The organism is Pseudomonas syringae pv. tomato str. DC3000 (assembly GCF_000007805.1).
GTDB lineage: Bacteria > Pseudomonadota > Gammaproteobacteria > Pseudomonadales > Pseudomonadaceae > Aquipseudomonas > Aquipseudomonas avellanae.
Window position 1 is genome coordinate 5,812,145 of sequence record NC_004578.1, and the last position, 19,736, is coordinate 5,831,880.

Here is a 19,736-nt window from a genome sequence, read left to right on the forward strand (position 1 = left end):
CCTGCCCAACCGTGCTCCGAGGTCTCCCTTGAATCCTGCCGTCGCCCCGCCTACCACCGACCTGAATACGTCCGCTAAACCGTCTGGCGACAGCTACATCGAAAAGAACACGCCGCTGTTCAAACGCACCGCGCTGGCGCTGTTCGCGGGTGGGTTCTCGACGTTCACACTGCTGTATTGCGTCCAGCCGATGATGCCGACGCTTTCCACCGAGTTCTCCCTCTCGGCCGCCCAGAGCAGCCTGATTCTGTCAGTTGCCACGGCGATGCTCGCCATCGGCCTGCTAATCACCGGGCCGATATCCGACCGGCTCGGGCGCAAGTCGGTGATGGTCATGGCGCTGTTCTGCGCGTCGCTGTTCACCATCGCCAGCGCGTTGATGCCCAGTTGGGAAGGCGTGCTCATCACACGGGCACTGGTGGGCCTGTCGCTGAGCGGGCTGGCGGCGGTAGCGATGACCTACCTGAGCGAGGAAATACACCCCACTCACCTGGGCCTGGCGATGGGGCTGTATATCGGTGGCAGCGCGGTCGGCGGAATGAGCGGGCGGCTGATTGTCGGGGTCATGATCGATTATGTGAGCTGGCACGCGGCGATGCTGGTGGTCGGCGGGCTGGCGCTGATCGCCGCTGTGGTGTTCTGGAAGATCCTCCCGGAGTCACGCAACTTCCGCCCCCGCTCGCTGCACCCGCGCAGCCTGCTGGACGGCTTTGTGGTGCAGTTCAAAGACGCAGGGTTACCGCTGTTGTTTCTGATTGGCTTTCTGCTGATGGGCGCCTTCGTCACACTGTTCAATTACATCGCCTACCGCTTGTTGAGCGAGCCCTACAACCTCAGCCAGGCCGTGGTCGGCGTGTTTTCCGTGGTGTACCTGTCGGGCATCTACAGTTCGGCGAAGATCGGCTCGCTGGCCGACCGGCTGGGTCGTCGGAAAGTGCTCTGGGCCGTGATCGTGATGATGCTGGCGGGCTTGATCATGACGCTGTTCACACCACTGGCCCTGGTTATCCCCGGTGTATTGATCTTCACCTTCGGCTTCTTCGGCGCGCATTCAGTGGCCAGCAGCTGGGTAGGCCGCAGGGCCACAACGGCAAGAGGTCAGGCTGCGTCGCTGTACCTGTTCTGCTATTACGCTGGCTCAAGCGTAGCCGGAACCGGCGGTGGCGTGTTCTGGCATTACGCGGGCTGGAACGGCATCGGGCTGTTTATCGGGGCACTGTTACTGATGGCGCTGGGCGTGGCGTTGAGGTTGGCGAGGTTGCAGCCGTTGGGGGCGAGGGTTTAGTCACACATCGGGCGATGGCGCATCGGGTGAGCCAAGGTACACTGGCGCATCCGCCCGCTCTGGTAAAGGAAACCGACATGCGCCTCGACCACCTCCGCCTGCAGAATTTTCGTTGTTACGAAGATGCTCATTTTGACTTCCAGCCGGGTTTCAATCTGGTGGTGGGGGTTAATGGGAGTGGGAAGACGTCGCTGCTGTTGGGGGTGGCGGAATGCCTGATTCCTTATGGCAATGCAATGGGGCAAGGCCAGGAAATTCTGAGCAAGGAAGACGTTCGTTTCGTTATAGACAGGCATGAAGGACGCAGTCGATTTGAGAGAAAGTTTCCCGTATTCATAAGAGCGGATGGCGATATTTTTGATCTGCCAAATTGGCGGGCAGTCCGTCTGCTCGAGCCCTGGGAAGGAGGAGTAGATCCCTCATCACTCTCTCACTTGAGTGCTGTGCTCGCCAGGAACAACGCAGGTGAGCAGATTGACTTTCCGGTTCTTGCCTTCTATCGCGCCAATCGTCGTTGGAGCAGTGCGCGCATATCTGCCGAGTTCGCAGCACAGCAGCGGACTTCCCGTTTTGACGGATATGCAAACTGGTTTGACGCCGTAGCCGATCTGCGTGATTTTGAAAGCTGGTTAATCGCAAGGACGCTTGAGCGCCTTCAGGACCGTCTTGATTCAACTCCGACTGTCGAGCGTGAAGATGAACTTGAATGGGTGAATCGAGCGATCAGACTTGCCATACCGGATGCCCATGATCTCCGATATGACTTGAGGCTACAAAGCCTGCTCGTAGATATGGGGGAAGGCAACGCCGTTCCGTTTCACGAACTCAGTGATGGTCAACGTAGTTTGATTGCGTTGATTGCAGATATTGCACGACGCATGTGCGTTCTAAACCCACACATAGGAAAAGACGTTCTGGCGAATACCGGTGGCATCGTGATTATTGATGAGCTCGATATTCATCTGCACCCGGCCTGGCAACGCAACATTGCGCCGACGCTTAAAAAAGCATTCCCCAAAGTGCAATTCATCGCCACAAGCCACTCGCCTCAAGTGATTGGCAGCCTGCAACCGGGCGAGGTCATCCTGCTGAAGAATGGCGACAGCTCTCACCCGCGAGCAACCTATGGCCTGGACTCCAGCACCATTTTGGAAGAAGTCATGGGCGTACCGCAGCGCGAACCCGAAATTGAAGTGTTGCTTGATGAGCTGTTCAGCACGCTGGAAAACAATGAACTTGAAAAAGCCAGGCTGCAGCTTGACGCGCTAAAGAAAAAAGCCCCCGATCTACCCGAGTTCGCAGGTGCCGAAGCACTGCTCAAGCGCAAGGAGCTTATTGGACGATGAGACGCATCATCAAGGGAACTGAGCCTGCGTCATTTACCGAATGGAAAGCCAGCGCAAATGAAGACTGGATGCCCACTTATCCAACCTTACAGAACCCACAAAAACGCGAATTGCATAACAGCCTGCTACAAGAGCAGCATTCTTCTTGCTGCCATTGCGGCAGGGAAATAGAACTTGAGAGCAGCCACATCGAACATTTCAAACCCCAGGAGCACTACCTGCCACTGGCGCTGGAGTACAGCAATCTCCATGCGTCCTGCCTGCGCGAGACCAAACCAGGAAACCCACTGCATTGCGGACATCACAAGAGCAACTGGTTCGATGAAACGCTGCACATTTCTCCACTGGCAGACGATTGCGAACAGCGATTTCGCTATCTCCTGACAGGAAAAATTCAAAACACTGAATCCGCAGACCTTCCCGCCGCCACGATGATCGAGAAACTCGCACTCGATATCGCCTACCTGACGAGAAGACGTCAGGAAGCGATCACAGGCATTTTTGATGACCAGTTCATATTGAGCGCCAGTGAGGCGGAGTTGACGCATCTGGTGCAGAGTTTGCGCTCAGGAGATGCCGGCAAGCAGGTCGCCTTTGGCCACGTCGTTGCACGCTATGCGGAGCAGTTGCTGGCGTCCTGACACCCGCTCCTGAAAAAGCAGGGCCGGGGAGACGTGACAGACGCACATTCCTGACCCCACCCTACACAGCCAAAAAAGAAATTTATTTTCATATATTTGTTTATATCTAATTTTCGTGTAATTTATTTTCATCACGAAAACAGAGATAAAAACAATGAATGCCTGTGATCGCCCTGAAACCTCCCTGCACTCTCTCATTGCCTCACCCCTGCCGAGTACTCCCGGGTTGCCTCTCAGCTGACGGCCAGAGCCGTTGCTGTTGCGCCCTCGCCTGTCGCCTCTGCAAGGAACCGTCGCTATGTCGCCGTCACCCGGTATTTCGCTGTTGGTCTACGCCGCTGTCGCAATCATTGCCTTGATCGTGCTGATCGCGCGGTATCGGCTCAATCCATTTATTGTCATTACGCTTGTTTCGGTCGGGCTGGCGCTGGTTGCAGGGATGCCGGCCAGTGGCGTGGTTGCCTCTTATGAGGCCGGGGTTGGCAAAACGCTGGGGCATATCGCGCTGGTTGTGGCGCTGGGCACCATGCTTGGCAAGATGATGGCCGAGTCCGGCGGGGCCGAGCAGGTGGCGCGCACGCTGATTGACCGCTTTGGTGAGCGTAATGCGCACTGGGCCATGGTCTGTATTGCGTTTCTGGTCGGCTTGCCGCTGTTTTTTGAAGTGGGTTTTGTGCTGCTGGTGCCGATTGCGTTTACCGTAGCGCGTCGTGTCGGGGTGTCGATTCTGATGGTCGGCCTGCCGATGGTGGCCGGTCTGTCGGTGGTACACGCGCTGGTGCCGCCGCACCCTGCGGCGATGCTGGCCGTTCAGGCTTATCAGGCGTCGGTGGGGCAGACCCTGTTTTACGCCATTCTGATCGGCATACCCACGGCAATCATTGCAGGGCCCGTGTATGCCAAATTTATCGTGCCGCGCATCCATTTGCCGGCTGAAAACCCGCTGGCGAAGCAGTTTCTCGACCGGGAACCCCGTGCAAAGCTGCCCAGCTTCGGCCTGACCATGGCGACCATCCTGTTGCCGGTGGTGCTGATGTTGTTGGGCGGCTGGGCGAACCTGATCAGCGCGCCGGGCAGCGCGTTCAATGGCTTTCTGTTGTTCATCGGCAACTCGGTGATCGCTCTGCTGCTGGCCACTTTGCTGAGCTTCTGGACGCTGGGCATCGCTCAAGGATTCAATCGCGACTCGATTCTGAAATTCACCAATGAGTGCCTGGCACCTACCGCCAGTATCACCTTACTGGTCGGCGCCGGTGGCGGTTTGAACCGTATTCTGGTCGACAGCGGCGTGACCAACCAGATCGTCGGTCTGGCGCAGGACTTTCATCTGTCGCCCTTGCTGATGGGCTGGCTGTTCGCAGCACTGATGCGTGTGGCGACGGGCTCGGCGACGGTGGCGATGACCACCGCATCGGGGATCGTTGCGCCTGTGGCAATGGGCCTGGGTTACCCACATCCCGAGTTGCTGGTGCTGGCGACGGGCGCAGGCTCGGTAATCTTTTCCCACGTCAACGACGGCGGTTTCTGGCTTATCAAGGAATACTTCAACATGACCGTAGCGCAAACATTCAAGACCTGGACGGTACTGGAGACGCTGATTTCCGTTGTCGCCTTTGCCTTGACGCTTGGCCTGGCGCAGGTGCTCTGAGTGGACATTCTGTATCAGATACGTGCCCGTCAGGCTTCATTCAGCGCGGGCGAAGGCCGGATCGCCAAACTGTTGCTCAGCGATATTGCCTTTGCCGCGAGCGCCAGCCTGGACGAGCTGGCCAGCCGCGCCGAGGTCAGCAGTGCCACGCTGTCGCGCTTCGCCCGCAACATCGGCTGCCGTGATCTGCGCGACTTGCGTCTGCAACTGGCTCAGGCCAGCGCGGTGGGCAGTCGTTTTCTCAACCCGGAACAGGCTCCGGAGCAGTCGGCGTTCTTCACCCGGATTGTCGGCGACATCGAAGCTACGTTGCGTCAGCACCTTGCAGGATTTGATGCATCGCGCTTTGCGGCAGCCGTGGCCTGTGTCGCCGACGCGAGCATGATTCATACATTCGGCATGGGCGGTTGCTCCAGTCTGTGCAGCGAGGAGCTGCAAACCCGCCTGGTGCGCCTCGGCTACCCGGTCGCCGCCTGCCGCGACCCGGTGATGATGCGCATGATTGCCGCCACGCTCGGCCCGCAACACAGCCTGATTGTCTGTTCGCTCAGCGGGCGCACGCCAGAACTGCTCGATGCGGTGACGCTGGCGCGCAGCTATGGCACTCGCGTACTGGCCATCACCTTGCCTGACTCACCGTTGGCGCAACGGGCTGAGGTGGTACTGCCGCTGCAAATTGCTGAAACCAATTTCATCTATAAACCCACGGCAGCGCGTTACGGCATGTTGCTGACCATCGATGTGCTGGCCACTGAACTGGCATTGCAGAGCCCTGAAGACAATCAGGAGCGGCTGCGCCGAATCAAGCTTGCGCTGGATGAATACCGCGGCGGCGAAGACGGCCTGCCGCTGGGAGACTGAACCATGCTCTACGACTTGATCATTCGCGATGCGCTGGTCATTGATGGCAGCGATACGCCCGGAGTGCGCGCCGACGTGGCGATCAGCGACGGACGCATTCAGCGCATCGGCAGCCTGACCGAGGCCCGAGCGCGGGATGAGGTCAATGCAGCGGGACGCGTGCTGGCTCCAGGGTTTATCGACGTTCACACCCACGACGACACGGTGGTCATTCGCAAACCCGAGATGCTGCCCAAAATCAGCCAGGGCGTGACGACGGTGATCGTCGGCAACTGCGGGATCAGCGCATCGCCGGTCTCGCTGCGCGGTAATCCGCCCGACCCGATGAACCTGCTCGGCGACGCAGCGGCGTTTGTCTATCCACGTTTCGCCGACTACCGTGCGGCGGTGGACAACGCCCGGCCCGCGGTGAACGTGGCCGCCCTGATTGGCCACACGGCATTGCGCAGCAACCACATGGATGACTTGTTGCGCAGCGCCAGCCCGGCGGAAATTGCCGCCATGCGCGAGCAGTTGCGCGACAGCCTCGAAGCCGGCGCGCTGGGTTTGTCGACCGGCCTTGCCTACGCCTCGGCCTTCTCGGCCGAAACCGGCGAAGTCAAACAACTGGCCGAAGAGCTGACGGCGTTCGGCGCGGTCTACACCACTCACTTACGCAGCGAATTCGAGCCGGTGCTGGAGGCGATGGCAGAGGCATTCGACATCGGTCGCCATGCACGCTCGCCAGTGATCATTTCCCACCTGAAATGCGCGGGCGCAGGTAACTGGGGGCGTAGCCCGCAACTGCTGGCGGCACTGGAGAGCGCAGCGCAGGGCCATCCGGTCGGCTGCGATTGTTACCCCTATGCAGCCAGTTCTTCGACGCTGGACCTTAAACAGGTCACTGACGCGTTCCGTATCACTATCACCTGGTCAACGCCGCACCCGGATCAGGGCGGCCGGGACTTGCAGGATATTGCCGCTGGCTGGGGGCTGTCATTACAAGACACCGCCCGCAAGTTGCAGCCTGCAGGCGCAGTGTATTACGGCATGGATGAAGGCGATGTCGAACGCATCATGTCCCACCCGCTGTCGATGATCGGTTCCGATGGCCTTCCGGAAGACCCGTTCCCCCATCCGCGCTTGTGGGGCGCTTTCCCACGGGTGCTCGGCCACTTCAGCCGCGACAAGAAACTGTTTGCCTTGCACACCGCCGTCCACAAAATGACCGGGCTTTCGGCAGCGCGCTTTGCCCTGCACGAGCGCGGCCTGATCCGCGAGGGCTACTGGGCGGATCTGGTGTTGTTCAACCCGCACACCGTGCGCGACATAGCAGACTTCAAAGATCCTCAGCGAGCAGCAGAAGGCATTGATGGCGTCTGGGTAAACGGCCAACTGAGCTATGCCGAGGGCAAACCGCAGGGCGAGCGTCAGGGCAGATTTCTGCCTCGCAGCGGGTCAATGGTGGAGGGCTTTTCGGGTGCAAAAACGCCGACGCAGGCGTCGGCGATCAAGCGTGAAAGGAACGATGCGTCTTGATCTCTCAACACATCGTTAGCCTGGCAGTTACTGGTGATACTGCGCCGACAACTCGTGTACTGCGTTGATGAACGCACCGGCATTGGCCGGGTCGACTTCGGGGGTGATGCCGTGGCCGAGGTTGAAGACGTGGCCGGTGCCGCTGCCGTAGCTGGCGAGGATGCGCGCGACTTCCTGGCGGATGGCTTCCGGGCGAGCGTAGAGCACGGTCGGGTCCATGTTGCCTTGTAGCGAAACCTTGTTGCCGACACGCTGACGCGCTTCGCCGATGTCGCAGGTCCAGTCCAGGCCGAGGGTGTCGGCACCGATCTCAGCGATGCTTTCCAGCCACAGTCCGCCGCCTTTGGTGAAGACGATGACCGGCACTTTGCGCCCGTCGTTCTCACGAATCAGGCCGTTGACGATCTTGCGCATGTACGCCAGCGAGAATTCCTGATACGCCGCCGAAGAAAGGCTGCCGCCCCAACTGTCGAAGATCTGCACCGCTTGGGCACCGGCCAGAATCTGGCCGTTCAGGTACGAGGTCACCGACTGCGCCAGCTTGTCGAGCAGCAGGTGCATGGCTTGCGGGTTGTCGTAGAGCATGGCCTTGGATTTGCGGAAGTCCTTGGACGAGCCGCCTTCGACCATATAGGTCGCCAGGGTCCACGGGCTGCCGGCAAAACCGATCAGTGGCACACGACCGTTGAGTTCGCGGCGGATGGTGCTGACCGCGTCCATCACATAACCCAGGTCTTGCTGTGCATCCGGGATTGGCAGCGCTTCGATGTCCGCCAGTGTGCTGACGGTTTTCTTGAAACGCGGGCCTTCGCCGGTCTCGAAGTACAGGCCCAGGCCCATCGCATCGGGAATGGTCAGGATGTCGGAAAACAGAATCGCGGCATCCAGCGGATAACGATCCAGCGGTTGCAGCGTGACTTCACAGGCGAACTGCGGGTTCTTGCACAGGCTCATGAAATCCCCGGCGCTTGCCCGGCTGGCGCGGTATTCCGGCAGGTAGCGGCCGGCCTGACGCATCATCCACACCGGCGTGACGTCTACGGGTTGCTTGAGCAAAGCACGAAGGAAACGGTCGTTCTTCAGGGCAGTCATGTCGGCATCCGCTATAAAAGTGCGCGCATTTTCTCAGAGCGCGACGCAAAAGGCACGGCAAGCGCCGTGCCTTTTGTCTATCGAGGCGATTTGTTATAAAAAACGTTGCGCCTTCGGAACCGAATGACGTCTATTTCAAATCCTTATGATTCAGGATGTTCCAAGGCTTAAGCAAGCCCTTCCCCTGTTGGAGGATCAGACGCCAGTCCCCTCTCCCGGTACTGTTACCGACGGTAGTCAGATCCAGAGTAAACATCTGTACGTCCCTGGGTATATTGAATTTTCCATTGTGTTTCCACGCATGCAGGCTACCAGCGCCATCTTCGACGTACTTGGCAACTGCACGATTGACTGCGCTTTTAAGGCCGCCTTCGATATCTTCCTGTATTTTACCCTGCGCCTTTGTAAACTTGCTGCTGGTGAAAAACTCACCCATGAATATCTTGTACCCAGACGGGCGAGCTTTATTGACCTGAGCCTCCTCGCGTGGAAGTTTCGGCACCGTATGTTTGCCGCCACCACGCAAACCGACCGGCGCGTGCACCCAGACGCCTTGACCGTCCAACTGGATCGGTAGTTGGTAATAGGCATCCGGTCGCCGCGAATCAATCACTCGCCATACAGCGGAATCAGCGTCATACCTGACGGCATAGGCTTTTTCCTGTTGTATAGCGTAAAAGCGACTCGGCACACCCTCCTGAACTTTCTCATGGATGCCCCGATAAATACCGTCGCCGCGCGCCGTCAACCCGCCGGGCGTTTTTGATACGGCTGTTTTCGGATTGAGAACAGAGCGGCCAACCGCCGCCGGAGAATACGGTTTAACCCGCCGCCCTTTGGGCAGCGTCAGCCCATCGGCCAGCAACAGCGCAGCCTGAGCGAAATACAACGGCGCACTGCCTTGTTCGCTGGCCACCTTTCCAATGCCCTGCCAGATGGCGTAGAAACTGCGAAGAGCGGCGATCGGGAGCTGCACTTTAAAGGGCACGAAGGTGAGGATGATGTCGCCAACGGCTTGGGTGATCTCCCAAGCACTTCGCCAGTTGGTTTCCCAATTACTATTGGTCTGCTCATCAACAGCCGATATCACCCGTTCGACTTCGGAGTCATACACCGCTTCAAGAAAGTTTTCGCTGCGGGGCAGCAAGTCAATGAACAGCGCATCCCGGTCAGCGGTCAATGCCCGCCGCACATCGGCCTGATAGGGGAGCGCTGCCCTGCCCACCAGATAGTCCAGTAATGCAGGCTCAAGCAACAGTTGCTGAAACTCGGTCATGCTGCTCATTTCCCGAAAACATTTACCGTCAGGTGCCTGCGGAGTAAACATCACCAGGGTGCCGACGCTGGAACGTGCCTCAACCCCGATCGCCAGTACGCCGCTCAAGGGCACACCGTTAATGGACAACTGACTGACCTGAATGCGATGCCCCTCGACAGTTGCACGGTCATCATCGTCGACAGGGTGGTCCAGCACGGCTGTCAGCCACTTGTGACCTCGGTTCGCCAGCTCGGGGGGAAGACTTCCGTCGCCCAGAAAGTCGCCTGCCATCTTTGCCTCGATCCCGTCGAGGCGCATCTGCGTATGCATCACGCGTGCATAGCGTTGGCGGTGCCATGCGCCGGTAGACGAGGTCGACAATACGTTTCTCAGGAACCTGGGGTAATTTTCACCAATGTTCAGATCACGGATCAGACTGAACAGATAACCAGCCTTGAGAAAACCGATCAATTGCCCCTGAGCATCTAACGCGCGACTGGTCCACAAAAAGTTGAGATCGGTAACAGCGATATTTTCCAGGGACAAGTCCGTGAGGCTGCGTTGCTGCGTTTCGTAGTTAGCCTCGACCTCCGAAGGGCCTGCAAACTCATAATCCAGATCCAGGATAAAGCCCGGATCGATTTCAATACTCACGGTAAGGATGCTGATCTCGTCAGGATTAACCTCTACACCATGATCCAGCAGGATTCGCTCCTGCAGCTTCTCGCGAGCATAGTTACGAAGCTGATCAGGCTCTCCGTACCTGGAAGGTTCAAGCAGATCAGGAGCCTGGGCTTCGAGCACCGCCTGACTGTAATCCTGTACGGCGATCTTCCACGCATACTTGTCGTCATCGGACGCGCTCGCGAACCACTCGGGCAAAAACTCCTTTTCAATTCCGGTCGGTTTTTCGGGATCGAACCAGCCTCGGTTTTCTTCGATTGCGCGCTGGGTCAAAGCCTTGCGAAACCCCGCTACATCCTGCTCGAACTGCATGCCCAGCGACAAACGATCCTCAGCCTTCAATTGCGAACTGATTGCCAGATAAAAACTGTCGGTGCCGTCCTTGAACTCAGTTATCTCACCATTGCTTATATCCTGAGCACTGTAATTACCGGCGCCATCGTGCAACAACACGATACTGGTCTCGTCAGGTCCCGCAGGCTCGTACTTGCTCATGCCGGGGTCAACGATCACCAGATTCTGCTCTGAAGCAGCCAGCAGCGCCCGCGCTCCGGTGCGAGCCAGTTCATCGGTGTACTGATTGAAGATCCGCGTGCGCGACAGGCCATCAATCGCCGTGCTGCGCGTCCATTCATCCAGCGAAATTTCCATCGCTTCAACGAATTTATCCGGGAGAACATCATTTTTCAAAAAGTCGATTTGCTGTTCTTCGGTCAGTGGCACCCGCTCCAGCAGCTCTCCGAGACGGCTGACAGGAACCTGCGGATTCAAGGCCCCCAACCAGCCCAGAACCGGCGAGATTTCGATGTCCCTACGATCCCAAAGTGGCAGGAAGGGATTGGGCAGACGAACATTCAACAGGCTTTTGCAAGTCCCCTCATCGGCCAGCAAGGCCGCGAACAACAGCGGCCGCTGTTCCCTGGCCAATCCTGCTATCTGTTCGCGCAGGGTGACGATTCGGCCGGCTGTACTGTTGTTGCCCGGAAAGTTTCCGCCCATGCCGAGCCTTGAGCTGACAGGCAATTGGCTGAAGACAAGATTCAACAGGGGCTCGTCATCGGAGATAGAAACACCGTCGGGTGCGACATAAGCATCGTCACTGTCATGCATCAGCACGACGGTGTTTTCGACAACGCTTTGGTCGTTGCCTTTCAGGTACAACGCAAGGTCTTCACCGTTTTCGTTTTGAACACTGATCATCAGTTCAGCAGGCCATTCCGGCAACTGAACCAGCAAGGCGAACAAGGCACTCTCGCCATCGTCAGGGAAATAATTCTTTTCCGTGAAGCGCTCGACCAACTGGTCGATCATTCGGTCTGCGCGCTCACGTGCCCGGTGTTCACGCACTGCAACCGTACTGGGGCTGAAGCGGTCAGGTCCGAGCGCTTTCTGTTCGTTGGATCGGGCAAGCTTGCCCATGGGTGCTGCTTTCAACATGGCTATTTCCTTATAGCGACATGGGTGACGGGAGTGTCGATGCGGCGATCGATCTCCCGATGAACGTGTAGAGCGAAATATTTTTGAAAGTAAGAAAAGCGGGGGGATCCTTCAGACGCACTGGCTCCCCTGAAGGCTTCTTGCATCAATCTTCCCGCGGCACAGTCGTGCTGATCGAGGTTGAGGGCGCAGCCAAAAGAACCTGTTCGAGTGCGTAGGCATAGCTCAGCAATTTAGCTTCATCCCAGGCCGTGGAAAGAAAATACAGCCCTTTGGGCAGGCCTTCATTATTGAGTCCGACAGGCAGGTTCATTCCGGGGTAACCCGCGATAGCGCCAACCGCTCCGAAAGCACTCTCCGACCAGTCGATAAGCGCGTCAAGCGAGTGTCGTTGCAAGAGCCCGTCTATCAGCTGCTGATGGGAACGGCGTAAATCGGTTGCATCATAAAAATAGATCGCCTGATCTACGACCGTGCCCGAGGCCGCAATCAACGCGTCCTGACTGTAACCTTCCGGTCCAGGAGACGCGACATTGAAGGCAATGATGTCATCAAGCGTACGAACCTCAAGCCCGGGACGGGTTTTCAAGTACGCTTCAAGCTCACGCTTGAAGTCATTCATGAGCATTGCAGGCTCCGCCATGCTGGAAACAAGCGGAACGTCGACCGGAACCAATATCGCCCCTGCAGACCTCAGATTACGTTTTATCTTTTGGAACGCGGGATCGTCGTCCATGAATCGACCGTCAGGCAGTTTGCTCGGATAACCCAGGCGCTTGCCTCTCAACGCTCCAGCTCTGAGGTACTCAACGTAGCTAACGGTGTTGCCGGGGACTTGGTAGGTGGCTTTGTCGAGCGGGTCAGTGCCGCTCATCGCCGTCAGCATGATGGCAGCATCAGTGACCGTCCGCGCCATTGGACCGGGGGTGTCCTGGCGACTGGAGATCGGAATCATGCCAGAGCGGCTAAGCAGACCCAACGTGGGCCTCACTCCCACGACGCCACTGGTGGCGGCAGGCTGAATGATCGAACCATTGGTTTCGGTACCCACTGCCAGCGGCGCAAAGCCAGCTGCAACACTTACCGCCGGACCCGAACTGGAGCCAAGCGGACTGGCAGCGAGGTCATATGGATGACGCGTTTGCCCGCCTCGGCCGCTCCAACCGTTCGGGACGTTACTCCCACGGAAATTAGACCATTCGCTGAGGTTGGCCTTGCCGATAATGATCGCGCCCGCCTCGCGTAGCCGCTGCACTACAAAAGCGTCGTACTGCGCAGGCGCGCCGGCCATGGCAAGTGCGCCTGCAGTCGTCTGCATTTTGTCTGCCGTATCGATATTGTCTTTCACCAGTACGGGAATGCCATGCAGCGGCCCTCTTTGCTTGCCGCTGGAGCGCTCCCTGTCAAGCAGAGTGGCTATCCGCCGAGCCTCGGGGTTGACTTCGATGACAGCGTTGAGCGCCGGGCCATTGTTGTTCAGCGCTTCGATACGCTGGAGCAGATCGTGGACCAGCTCGGCGGAAGTCAGGCTACCTTCGCTCAAGCGTTTCTGAAGCTCCACACTAGATTCGAAATGGGATGCCTTCGTTTCGATGATCGATCCGAAAACGGGCCCATCGAATTGCGCATTTGCCTGATCGTCAGCACATGCAAATGCAAAGGGCGCAATAGAGAGCGCGCAAAACAGACCAAACTTGAGTTTCATGACGTCCTTCCCCGGTTGATAAAACGCTCGTCCTGAGCGAATTCAGCAAGTCTAGGAAGGAAGTGACAGCGGGGATGTCAGACAGATAGGCAGGTTGCAGGTGAAGGGTAGACGCTTGTTGTAGGAGTACGCCTCTGCAAAGGCGCACTCCCAAGGATCAGACGCCGAGGTAATCCATGATCCCTTCAGCCGCATTGCGGCCTTCGAAGATCGCAGTGACCACCAGGTCGGAGCCGCGAACCATGTCACCACCGGCAAAGATTTTCGGATTGCTGGTCTGGTGCTTGTACTGCGCCTGCTCCGGGGCGACGACGCGGCCCTGACTGTCGGTGCTGATCGTGAACTGCTCGAACCACGGTGCCGGGCTTGGGCGGAAGCCAAAGGCGATGACCACGGCGTCTGCCGGGATGATCTCTTCAGAACCCGGAATCGGCTCGGGGCTGCGACGGCCACGGGCGTCGGGTTCGCCAAGACGCGTTTCGACCACCTTGACGCCTTCGACCTTGCCTTCGCCGACAATGGCGATGGGTTGGCGGTTGTAGAGGAAGCGCACGCCCTCTTCCTTGGCGTTCTTCACTTCCTTGCGTGAACCCGGCATGTTTTCTTCGTCGCGACGGTAGGCGCAGGTGACCGATTTGGCGCCCTGACGGATCGAAGTACGGTTGCAGTCCATCGCCGTGTCGCCGCCGCCCAGCACGACAACGCGCTTGCCTTTCATGTCGACAAAGTCTTCCGGCGCCTTTTCGAAGCCCAGGTTACGGTTGACGTTGGCAATCAGGAAGTCGAGCGCATCGTGCACGCCCGGCAGGTCTTCACCGGCAAAACCGCCTTTCATGTAGGTGTAGGTGCCCATGCCCATGAACACCGCATCGTACTCTTCGAGCAACTGGTCGATGGTCACGTCCTTGCCGACTTCGGTGTTGAGCCGGAACTCGATCCCCATGCCGGTGAACACTTCACGCCGATGGCTGAGCACGGATTTTTCCAGCTTGAATTCGGGGATGCCGAAGGTCAGCAGACCGCCGATTTCAGGGTTCTTGTCGAACACCACCGGGGTCACGCCGCCACGCACCAGCACGTCGGCACAGCCAAGGCCCGCAGGCCCTGCGCCAATGATGGCGACGCGCTTGCCGGTCGGTATGACCCTGGACATGTCCGGACGCCAGCCCATGGCGAACGCGGTGTCGGTGATGTACTTCTCGACCGAGCCGATGGTGACCGCACCAAAGCCGTCGTTCAGCGTGCAGGCACCTTCACACAGGCGATCCTGGGGGCACACGCGGCCGCAGACTTCCGGCAGGGTGTTGGTCTGGTGGGACAACTCCGCCGCCGCGAGAATATTGCCCTCGGCAACCAGCTTGAGCCAGTTGGGAATGAAGTTGTGCACCGGGCACTTCCACTCGCAATACGGGTTGCCGCAACCCAGGCAGCGGTGCGCCTGATCGGCGGACTGCTGGGGTTTGAAGGGTTCGTAGATTTCCACGAACTCTTTCTTGCGTTGACGCAGCAGTTTCTTCTTCGGGTCTTTACGCCCGACGTCGATGAACTGGAAGTCGTTACTGAGACGTTCAGCCATTCTCTGGAGCCTCTTTGCGGCAGCTTCAAGCTACAAGCTTGAAGCTGCAAAAAATCATGATCGCAGGCAATTCGCGCACTGCCGTTAACTGGCGGCTTGAAGCTAACCGCTAGCAGCTGCTGTTATTGCGGATTCGCCCGAGTGCTGGAGAGCAGCGATTTCAGGTTGGCAGCCTTGGGCTTGACCAGCCAGAAACGACGCAGGTAATCGTCCAGGTTTTCCGCGAGGTTACGACCCCATTCACTGTCGGTTTCAGCCACGTACTCGTTCAGAACGCTCTGCAGGTGAGTGCGATAAGCTTCCATCGACTCGCCGCTGATGCGCTGGATCTCGACCAGTTCATGATTGACCAGGTCAACGAAGGTGTTGTCCTGATCGAGCACGTAAGCGAAACCGCCGGTCATGCCGGAACCGAAGTTGTAACCGGTCTTGCCCAGAACGCAGACGAAACCACCGGTCATGTACTCGCAGCAGTGGTCGCCCGTGCCTTCCACAACCGTGTGGGCACCCGAGTTACGCACCGCGAAACGCTCGCCCGCGGTACCCGCCGCAAACAGCTTGCCGCCGGTTGCGCCGTACAGGCAGGTGTTGCCGATGATGGCGCTCTCGTTGGTCTTGAACGGGCTGCCCTTGGGCGGCACGATCACCAGCTTGCCAGCGGTCATGCCTTTACCGACGTAGTCGTTGGCATCGCCTTCCAGGTACATGTTCAGACCACCAGCGTTCCATACCCCGAAGCTCTGCCCGGCAGTGCCTTTGAAACGGAAAGTGATCGGCGCCTTGTTCATGCCCTGATTGCCGTGCAGTCTGGCGATTTCGCCGGAGATCCGCGCGCCGATGGAACGGTCGCAGTTACAGATGTCCAGCTCAAACTCGCCGCCGCTGAGGGCTTCGATGGCCGGCTTGGCCAGCTCGACCATTTTTTCTGCCAGCAGGCCTTTGTCGAACGGCGGGTTGCGGTCCACCAGGCTGAACTGTGGCTTGTCAGCCGGGATGTGATCGCTGCCCAGCAAAGGCGTGAGGTCCAGATGCCGTTGCTTTTCGGTTTCGCCCGGCAGAATGTCCAGCAGGTCGGTACGACCGATCAGCTCTTCCAGCGTGCGAACACCCAGCCTGGCCAGCCACTCACGGGTTTCTTCTGCCACGTAGGTGAAGAAGTTGATCACCATATCGACGGTGCCGATGTAGTGGTCTTTGCGCAGCTTTTCGTTCTGCGTCGCGACGCCGGTAGCGCAGTTGTTCAGGTGGCAGATGCGCAGGTATTTGCAGCCCAGCGCGATCATTGGTGCAGTACCGAAGCCGAAGCTTTCAGCACCGAGAATGGCTGCCTTGATCACGTCGAGGCCGGTTTTCAGACCACCGTCAGTCTGCACCCGGACCTTGCCGCGCAGGTCATTGCCGCGCAGGGTCTGGTGCGTTTCGGCCAGGCCCAGTTCCCACGGCGCGCCAGCGTATTTGATAGAGGTCAGCGGCGAAGCGCCGGTGCCGCCGTCGTAGCCGGAAATGGTGATCAGGTCGGCATAGGCCTTGGCCACGCCTGCGGCAATGGTGCCCACGCCCGCTTCTGCCACCAGCTTGACCGAGACCAGCGCTGCCGGGTTGACCTGTTTGAGGTCGAAAATCAGCTGCGACAGGTCTTCGATGGAATAGATGTCATGGTGCGGCGGCGGCGAAATCAGCGTCACACCCGGTACGGCATAGCGCAGTTTGGCGATCAGGCCGTTGACCTTGCCGCCCGGCAGTTGCCCGCCCTCACCCGGTTTGGCGCCCTGCGCGACTTTGATCTGCAACACATCGGCGTTGACCAGATACTCAGGCGTTACACCAAAGCGGCCGGTGGCAATCTGCTTGATTTTCGAGCTACGAATGGTGCCGTAGCGCGCCGGGTCTTCACCGCCTTCACCGGAGTTGGAGCGCGCGCCCAGACGGTTCATTGCCTCGGCCAGCGCTTCGTGAGCCTCGGGCGACAAGGCACCCAGCGAGATACCGGCCGAATCGAAGCGCTTGAGAATCTCGCTCAGCGGCTCGATTTCGTCGATGTTCAGCGGCTGGTCGAGGGTCTTGACCTGCAACAGGTCACGAATCATCGACACCGGACGTTGGTCCACCAGCGCGGTGTATTCCTTGAACTTGCTGTAGTCACCCTGCTGTACAGCGGCTTGCAGGGTGCTGACCACGTCCGGGTTGTAGGCGTGGTATTCGCCACCGTAGACAAACTTGAGCAGACCGCCCTGCTGGATCGGCTTGCGCGGGCTCCAGGCTTCGGCGGCCAGGGCCTTCTGTTCGGCTTCGATATCGACGAAACGCGCGCCTTTCAAGCGGCTCGGCACACCGCGGAAGCTGGTGTTGCAGACTTCTTCGGACAGGCCGATGGCTTCGAACAGTTGTGCACCACGGTAGGACGCAACGGTCGAAATGCCCATCTTCGACAGAATCTTGAGCAGGCCCTTGGTGATGCCTTTACGGTAGTTCTTGAAGACTTCGTACAGGTCGCCCAGCACTTCGCCGGTACGGATCAGGTCACCCAGCACTTCGTAGGCCAGGAACGGATAGACCGCCGAAGCGCCAAAACCGATCAGCACAGCGAAATGATGCGGGTCACGCGCCGTGGCGGTTTCGACCAGAATGTTGCTGTCGCAACGCAGGCCCTGCTCGGTCAGACGGTGGTGAACCGCGCCGACGGCCAGCGAAGCGTGCACCGGCAGTTTGCCCGGTGCAATGTGGCGGTCGCTCAGCACAATCAGGGTATGCCCGGAACGCACCGCTTCTTCGGCCTGATCGGCGACGTTACGCACAGCGGCTTCAAGGCCCAGGCTTTCGTCGTAGTTCAGGTCGATAATGTGGCGCTCGAAACCCGGACGCTCCAGGTTCATCAGCGAACGCCATTTGGCCGGCGAAATGACTGGCGAGCTGAGGATTACGCGCGAAGCATGCTCTGGCGATTCCTGGAAGATATTGCGCTCGGCACCGAGGCAGATCTCCAGCGACATGACGATGGCTTCACGCAGCGGGTCGATCGGCGGGTTGGTAACCTGCGCGAACTGCTGGCGGAAGTAATCGTAAGGCGAACGCACGCGACGCGACAGCACTGCCATCGGCGTGTCGTCACCCATCGAGCCCACGGCTTCCTGGCCCTGCTCGCCGAGCGGACGCAGCACCTGATCACGCTCCTCGAACGTGACCTGATACATCTTCATGTACTGCTTGAGCTGCTCGCTGTCATAGAAAGCCGAGCCGTGGTCGTTGTCTTCCATGGTGGCCTGAATGCGCAGGGCATTCTTGCGCAGCCATTGCTTGTACGGATGACGCGACTTGAGGCGGTTGTCGATAGCGTCGGTGTCGAGGATCTGGCCGGTTTCAGTGTCCACGGCAAAAATCTGCCCAGGACCGACACGGCCCTTGGCGATGACGTCTTCGGGCTTGTAGTCCCACACGCCGATTTCCGACGCGAGGGTGATGTAGCCATTCTTGGTCGTGACCCAGCGCGCCGGGCGCAGGCCGTTGCGGTCGAGCAGGCAGACCGCGTGACGACCTTCGGTCATCACGATGCCGGCCGGGCCGTCCCACGGCTCCATGTGCATGGAGTTGTATTCATAGAAGGCGCGTAGATCCGGGTCCATGGTCTCGACGTTCTGCCACGCAGGCGGAATGATCATGCGCACGCCACGAAACAGGTCTATGCCGCCGGTCACCATCAGCTCAAGCATGTTGTCCATGCTCGACGAGTCGGAGCCCACGCGGTTGACCAGCGGGCCCAATTCGTCCAGATCCATCAGGTCGTTGGTGAACTTGGTACGACGCGCCTGTGCCCAGTTACGGTTACCGGTGATGGTGTTGATCTCGCCGTTGTGGGCAAGAAAGCGGAAAGGCTGAGCCAGCGGCCATTTCGGCAGGGTGTTAGTCGAAAAGCGCTGGTGGAACACGCAGATTGCGGTCTGCAGACGCTCGTCGCTCAGGTCCGGGAAAAAGGCCGTGAGGTCGGCCGGCATCATCAGGCCTTTATAAATGATGGTCTTGTGCGAAAAGCTGCAGATGTAGTGATCCGAATCTGCAGCGTTGGCAACCGATGAACGGCGACGGGCACTGAACAGCTTGATGGCGAACTCCTGATCACTCAGGCCTTCGCCGCCGATGTACACCTGCTCGATTTTCGGCAGTCGCTCCAGCGCCAGTTGACCCAGCACGCTGGTATCGATCGGCACCTGGCGCCAGCCTACAAGTTCCAGGCCCTCGGCCAGGATCTCGCGGTTCATGTTTTCGCGTGCGGCCTTGGCCTTGGTGTCGTCCTGATTGAGGAACACCATGCCCACGGCATATTGACGGGGCAGTTCGACACCGAAGTGCTCGCTGGCCATCGCACGCAGGAAGCCGTCGGGCTTCTGAATCAACAGACCACAACCGTCGCCGGTCTTGCCGTCGGCGTTGATACCGCCACGGTGGGTCATGCAGGTCAGGGCCTGGACGGCCGTCTGCAACAGGTGATGACTGGGCTCGCCCTGCATATGAGCGATCAGGCCGAAGCCGCAGTTATCCTTGAATTCATCTGGTTGGTACAGACCTGCTTTCATAGACACTTTCTCACCAGGCTGCCTCTATGCGAGGCAAATTTCCTTTTAATTCAACCAATTACCTGTCACGCCGAACGTACGCCGGCTTCGGACAGGCAAAACGGAGGTCATTGTACA

The 19,736-nt window shown here is 58.8% G+C and carries 11 protein-coding genes; 6 read left to right on the plus strand and 5 right to left on the minus strand.

Annotated features, from left to right (window positions below; all coding sequences use genetic code 11):
- The first annotated feature begins 28 nt into the window (after positions 1 to 28).
- The 6 genes from PSPTO_RS26425 (at position 29) to PSPTO_RS26450 (ending at position 7,299) form a co-directional block, all read left to right on the plus strand.
- The gene (locus tag PSPTO_RS26425) at positions 29 to 1,285 is read left to right on the plus strand and encodes an MFS transporter (RefSeq protein WP_011105319.1); all 1,257 of its coding nucleotides are present in this window, start codon (positions 29 to 31) and stop codon (positions 1,283 to 1,285) included.
- 77 nt (positions 1,286 to 1,362) lie between these two features.
- Positions 1,363 to 2,631 carry an AAA family ATPase gene (locus PSPTO_RS26430; RefSeq protein ID WP_011105320.1) on the plus strand — a complete coding sequence of 423 codons (1,269 nt, stop codon included), beginning with the start codon at positions 1,363 to 1,365 and terminating at the stop codon, positions 2,629 to 2,631.
- A complete protein-coding gene (locus PSPTO_RS26435; RefSeq protein ID WP_011105321.1) occupies positions 2,628 to 3,272 on the plus strand; it encodes an HNH endonuclease in 645 nt (214 codons plus the stop codon). Before PSPTO_RS26430 ends, PSPTO_RS26435 begins: the two co-directional genes overlap by 4 nt.
- A gap of 298 nt (positions 3,273 to 3,570) precedes the next feature.
- On the plus strand, positions 3,571 to 4,920 hold the full coding sequence (locus PSPTO_RS26440; protein ID WP_011105322.1) for a GntP family permease: 1,350 nt from the start codon (positions 3,571 to 3,573) through the stop codon (positions 4,918 to 4,920).
- Positions 4,921 to 5,781: a MurR/RpiR family transcriptional regulator gene (locus PSPTO_RS26445; RefSeq protein ID WP_007245604.1), complete on the plus strand. Its 861-nt coding sequence runs from the start codon at positions 4,921 to 4,923 to the stop codon at positions 5,779 to 5,781.
- Positions 5,782 to 5,784: 3 nt separating this feature from the next.
- Positions 5,785 to 7,299 carry an N-acyl-D-amino-acid deacylase family protein gene (locus tag PSPTO_RS26450; protein ID WP_011105323.1) on the plus strand — a complete coding sequence of 505 codons (1,515 nt, stop codon included), beginning with the start codon at positions 5,785 to 5,787 and terminating at the stop codon, positions 7,297 to 7,299.
- Between the two features lie 27 nt (positions 7,300 to 7,326).
- Here PSPTO_RS26450 and hemE read toward each other — a convergent pair whose 3' ends face one another.
- The 5 genes from hemE to gltB form a co-directional block, all read right to left on the minus strand.
- A complete protein-coding gene (hemE, locus tag PSPTO_RS26455) occupies positions 7,327 to 8,391 on the minus strand; it encodes a uroporphyrinogen decarboxylase (protein ID WP_005765484.1) in 1,065 nt (354 codons plus the stop codon).
- 130 nt (positions 8,392 to 8,521) lie between these two features.
- Positions 8,522 to 11,770: a dermonecrotic toxin domain-containing protein gene (locus PSPTO_RS26460; RefSeq protein WP_044390498.1), complete on the minus strand. Its 3,249-nt coding sequence runs from the start codon at positions 11,768 to 11,770 to the stop codon at positions 8,522 to 8,524.
- A 145-nt stretch (positions 11,771 to 11,915) separates the two neighbouring features.
- A complete protein-coding gene (locus tag PSPTO_RS26465) occupies positions 11,916 to 13,475 on the minus strand; it encodes an amidase family protein (RefSeq protein ID WP_005765488.1) in 1,560 nt (519 codons plus the stop codon).
- A 157-nt stretch (positions 13,476 to 13,632) separates the two neighbouring features.
- The gene (locus tag PSPTO_RS26470; RefSeq protein WP_005621194.1) at positions 13,633 to 15,051 is read right to left on the minus strand and encodes an FAD-dependent oxidoreductase; all 1,419 of its coding nucleotides are present in this window, start codon (positions 15,049 to 15,051) and stop codon (positions 13,633 to 13,635) included.
- A gap of 122 nt (positions 15,052 to 15,173) precedes the next feature.
- On the minus strand, positions 15,174 to 19,619 hold the full coding sequence (gene gltB, locus PSPTO_RS26475; RefSeq protein WP_011105326.1) for a glutamate synthase large subunit: 4,446 nt from the start codon (positions 19,617 to 19,619) through the stop codon (positions 15,174 to 15,176).
- Positions 19,620 to 19,736: the final 117 nt, after the last annotated feature.

What these genes read in the sequence shown, in the direction of transcription:
- PSPTO_RS26430 (WP_011105320.1), top strand. Translation starts at nt 1,363, where the DNA reads ATGCGCCTCGACCACCTCCGCCTGCAGAATTTTCGTTGTTACGAAGAT.
- PSPTO_RS26435 (WP_011105321.1), top strand. Translation starts at nt 2,628, where the DNA reads ATGAGACGCATCATCAAGGGAACTGAGCCTGCGTCATTTACCGAATGG.
- PSPTO_RS26440 (WP_011105322.1), top strand. Translation starts at nt 3,571, where the DNA reads ATGTCGCCGTCACCCGGTATTTCGCTGTTGGTCTACGCCGCTGTCGCA.
- PSPTO_RS26450 (WP_011105323.1), top strand. Translation starts at nt 5,785, where the DNA reads ATGCTCTACGACTTGATCATTCGCGATGCGCTGGTCATTGATGGCAGC.
- hemE (WP_005765484.1), bottom strand. Translation starts at nt 8,391, where the DNA reads ATGACTGCCCTGAAGAACGACCGTTTCCTTCGTGCTTTGCTCAAGCAA.
- PSPTO_RS26460 (WP_044390498.1), bottom strand. Translation starts at nt 11,770, where the DNA reads ATGTTGAAAGCAGCACCCATGGGCAAGCTTGCCCGATCCAACGAACAG.
- PSPTO_RS26465 (WP_005765488.1), bottom strand. Translation starts at nt 13,475, where the DNA reads ATGAAACTCAAGTTTGGTCTGTTTTGCGCGCTCTCTATTGCGCCCTTT.
- PSPTO_RS26470 (WP_005621194.1), bottom strand. Translation starts at nt 15,051, where the DNA reads ATGGCTGAACGTCTCAGTAACGACTTCCAGTTCATCGACGTCGGGCGT.
- gltB (WP_011105326.1), bottom strand. Translation starts at nt 19,619, where the DNA reads ATGAAAGCAGGTCTGTACCAACCAGATGAATTCAAGGATAACTGCGGC.